At 45.6% G+C, this 3,922-nt stretch carries 5 protein-coding genes; all 5 read left to right on the top strand.

The window, feature by feature from the left end; all coding sequences use genetic code 11:
- Positions 1-36: 36 nt before the first annotated feature.
- A complete protein-coding gene (locus AC29Z1_RS14760) occupies positions 37-972 on the top strand; it encodes a pyruvate formate lyase family protein (protein ID WP_488272217.1) in 936 nt (311 codons plus the stop codon).
- A 168-nt stretch (positions 973-1,140) separates the two neighbouring features.
- A complete protein-coding gene (gene pflA / locus AC29Z1_RS14755) occupies positions 1,141-1,887 on the top strand; it encodes a pyruvate formate-lyase-activating protein (protein WP_488272216.1) in 747 nt (248 codons plus the stop codon).
- A gap of 183 nt (positions 1,888-2,070) precedes the next feature.
- Entirely contained in the window at positions 2,071-2,394 is a 324-nt protein-coding gene (locus AC29Z1_RS14750; protein ID WP_488272215.1) for a cupin domain-containing protein, read from the top strand.
- Positions 2,394-3,332 (top strand): tRNA glutamyl-Q(34) synthetase GluQRS, encoded by a 939-nt coding sequence (gene gluQRS, locus AC29Z1_RS14745; protein ID WP_488272214.1) that lies wholly within the window; start codon positions 2,394-2,396, stop codon positions 3,330-3,332. Before AC29Z1_RS14750 ends, gluQRS begins: the two co-directional genes overlap by 1 nt.
- Before the next feature lie 341 nt (positions 3,333-3,673).
- A partial coding sequence (locus tag AC29Z1_RS14740; protein ID WP_488272213.1) for an ABC transporter ATP-binding protein occupies positions 3,674-3,922 on the top strand: 249 nt, incomplete at its 3' end.

Here is a 3,922-nt window from a genome sequence, read left to right as displayed (position 1 = left end):
GCAGTGCCTTGGCCAAGTTAGCACGGGCACCGAAAAATTGCTATTAACGGTGGACGAGATGAAGTCACTGGTAAGCAAGTGACACCCGTTATCCCCCTTCCGGAAGGCGAATATTTGGATTATGAAACCGTTCGGAAAAATTATTCGCTGGTTATGGACTGGCTTGCTGGTCTGTATGTCAACACCATGAATCTTATTCACTATATGCACGATAAATACGCGTATGAAAGAGCGCAAATGGCGTTGCATGATACTGAAGTCGGCCGCCTGATGGCTTTTGGTGTTGCCGGCCTGTCGGTGGTAGCTGATTCCTTAAGCGCTATCAAATATGCTAACGTTAAACCTATTCGTGATGAACGCGGAATTGCTACCGACTTTGAAGTTATTGGTGAGGCTCCGTGCTATGGCAATGATGATGAGCGGGTTGATCTTATCGCTAAGGAAGTAACTGCCGAATTTTCCGCTAATCTGAAAAAACACCCTACTTACCGCCAAGCGGAACATACTTTATCAGTATTGACAATTACTTCTAATGTCATGTATGGCAAAAAGACCGGTTCAACCCCGGACGGCCGTAAAGCCGGCGAGGCATTTGCCCCAGGTGCTAATCCTATGCACGGACGTGACAAATGCGGCGCATTGGCTGCCTGCAATTCGGTATCTCAGCTTAGCTATGAAGATTGCCGGGATGGTATTTCTTATACTTTCTCCATCGTTCCGGCCGCATTGGGCAAATCGCCTGAAGCTCGGGTCAACAACCTGACTGCTATCCTGGATGGCTATGCTGAGAGTGAAGGTCATCATATCAATGTAAATGTGCTTGACCGCGCCATTTTGGAGGATGCGATGAAAAATCCAGAGAAATACCCGCAGTTGACCATTCGTGTCTCAGGTTATGCGGTGAACTTTATTAAATTAACGGCTGCCCAGCAGCGGGAAGTTATTAGCCGTACCTTCTATGAAGCCGTTTAACAGCTACAACGCTGCGATTGCCATGTCGGCTCTCTCACTAAAAATAGCAAGAGATGGAGATTGCCGCGCTACGCCTGACTTGTGTGGTAAAGTATTGTTTTTTCATAGCTTTGCAGGCAATAAGCAGAGATTGTGGCAATCTCACCATCGTGCTAGGAGGGGAATATTATGACACAGCCATATGGCTATTATCACTCGGTAGAAACATTTGGCACCGTAGATGGTAGGGGCATTCGCTATGTATTATTTTTGACCGGCTGCTCTTTGGGCTGCAAATTTTGTCACAATCCTGATACTTGGGTGCGGGGCGACAAAATCATTACCGTTGATACGGTTATGGCAGAGATCAAAAAATACCGTCGCTATTATGATGCTTCAGGCGGTGGTATTACCCTTTCAGGCGGTGAGCCGCTGTTGCAACCGAAATTTGTAGCTGCCGTATTTAACCGTTGCCGGGAAGAAAAAGTGCATACTACCATTGATACGGCTGGTCATTTTCCTGCCGAACATCTAGACATGGTGCTTCCCTATACGGATGCCGTATTATTCAGTATCAAAACCGTTGATCCAGAGAAACACCGGTGGCTGACAGGCGCTGATAATACCTGCATACTGGCTAATCTGAAAAGGGTTTCAGCAGTAATGCCGGTTACTATCCGCTATGTTGTTATTCCCGGGATAACCAATAGCCGCGAAGACATTCATGCTTTGGCCGGATTGATACAATCACTGCCAGGACAGGCGGCTGTAGAACTGCTGCCATACCATACTTTTGGCAGGAAAAAATGGGCAGAGCTTGGCAGAGCCTACCACCTGGAAAATGTTTCTGCCGCTACTCCACAGGATATAACCAGAGTACAGACTTGGTTAAAAGAACAGGATATCCGGGTTTTATACGATACTATGGCTGGTTAGTATAAGTAATAAGGAGTCAATGTCTCTAATGAAGGACATTGACTCCTTGTTTTTGAATCTATAATGAATCTTTATTAACATAAGATTCAATGCTTAAAAAACATGAAAATTGTTACAAAAAAGAGTATAATGTGGACAAGGGTTAATTCCGCACAAATAGAGAAACCGAGGGAGGTTTTACCGTTGATTGTCAGAGATAAGGATAAAGGATTTGTTTCCCCTTTGGCCGGTGTGGAACGGAAAACATTGGCAGTTGGAGAAAAAGGGCTATTAGCCAAGTTTGTGTTTGCTGCTGGCGCTGAGCTTCAGTCCCATAGTCATCCGCACGAGCAGATTGGATACCTGATAGCTGGCGAAATAATCATGACGATCGAGCAGCAGGAATATCGGTTATTGCCTGGCGATAGTTGGGCTATTCCTGGTGGGGCAGTGCACAGTGTTAAAGTGATACAACCAACAGAAATCATTGAGCTTTTCGTACCTGTTAGAGAGGATTATCTCGATTAATGCGGGGACGATTTGCTCCTAGTCCGACTGGTGAAATTCATCTTGGCAATGCCTGGACAGCACTGCTAGCCTGGTTACAGGTACGCAGTGCCGGTGGAACCATGGTATTAAGAATTGAAGACCTTGATCCTGACAGGTCACGACCAGCCTATATGGAACAGCTAATGGCTGATATGAAATGGCTAGGACTTGACTGGGATGAAGGGCCGGATGTTGGTGGTCGGTATGGGCCATATCGACAAAGTGAACGGCGCGATCTTTACCAGGCTGCGCTTGAACGGCTGTCTGCCAACGGACTTATTTATCCTTGCTATTGTACTCGTGCCGAATTAGCAGCCTCTGCACCACATGCTGGAGATAATGAACGCGTTTATCCTGGAACCTGCCGTAAACTGCCAGTCGCTGCTGACCGCCAAGCATCCAGGCGGCCGGCACTCCGTTTGACAGTACCGGATGAAGAAATTACTTTTACTGATTTGCTTGCCGGTGAGATGACTCAGCAACTTGCTAGGCAAGTGGGAGATTTTGTTGTGCGGCGTTCTGACGGAGTTCATGCGTATCAGTTAGCTGTTGTTGTTGATGACGCTGCCATGGAGATTACCCATGTACTGAGAGGGTATGACTTGTTAGATTCTACACCGCGGCAGTTATTGTTGTACCGCCTGCTGAACTGTAAAGCACCCTTGTTTACTCATGTGCCGCTCTTGAAAGATACACAAGGCTACCGCCTCTCTAAGCGTCAGCAGGCATTGTCGATTGCAGCTCTCAGAACAGCGGGCATTACGCCGGAAACAATTGTCGGCTATCTGGCTTGGAAAGCAAGTCTGATTGATAAGTTTCAACCAGTCAAGGCGGTTGAATTAATTGATGGCTTTGATATCACCAAACTACGTGCTGCTGCAATTATTGTCGATAGCCGCGAGCTTTGGCAACAATAAGTATAAATAAGTAAAAAAACAGCTGTGAGCGTTTATCTTATAGCTGTTTTTCTACATATTTAAATTTGGCAATGAACGGGTTGGAAGCCATGCAGGCTGGAGGGACATTAACCCTGCATGTGCATGAAGAGGGGAAGTTGTACTCGTTGTCGAGGATGAAGGTGCAGAGATACTACCAGGCAAAAAAATATTCATAGGTAAGAAATTAGTAAGTTTTGCAGAAACGCTAAAAAATATGACATAATAGTCAGATTTTTTAGCGTTTTATTTGTGTCAAAAAAATGCTATAATACCAGTAATATGGAGGAAGTTATGGAAGAATATTGTTTGGAGCAGTCTTCATGAAAACGGTGCAAATTAGATTATGCAATATTGGAAAACGGTTTGGTAATAAGATTGTATTTGACAACATTAACTCACAGTTGGGTGCTGGACAGTGTCTGGCAGTGACCGGGAGTAACGGATCGGGAAAGTCTACCTTACTCAAAATTATTGCTGGGCTTTTGCGGCCAAGCAGCGGTCAGGTGCAATTTATTGATGAGAAAGGTATAGTACTCACGAAAGAGCAGCAGCAGGCCTGTATTGGCATG

It is taken from the genome of Sporomusa sp. (assembly GCF_057736855.1).
This window is presented reverse-complemented; position numbering and strand designations above follow the sequence as displayed.

What these genes read in the sequence shown, in the direction of transcription:
- pflA (WP_488272216.1), top strand. Translation starts at nt 1,141, where the DNA reads ATGACACAGCCATATGGCTATTATCACTCGGTAGAAACATTTGGCACC.
- gluQRS (WP_488272214.1), top strand. Translation starts at nt 2,394, where the DNA reads ATGCGGGGACGATTTGCTCCTAGTCCGACTGGTGAAATTCATCTTGGC.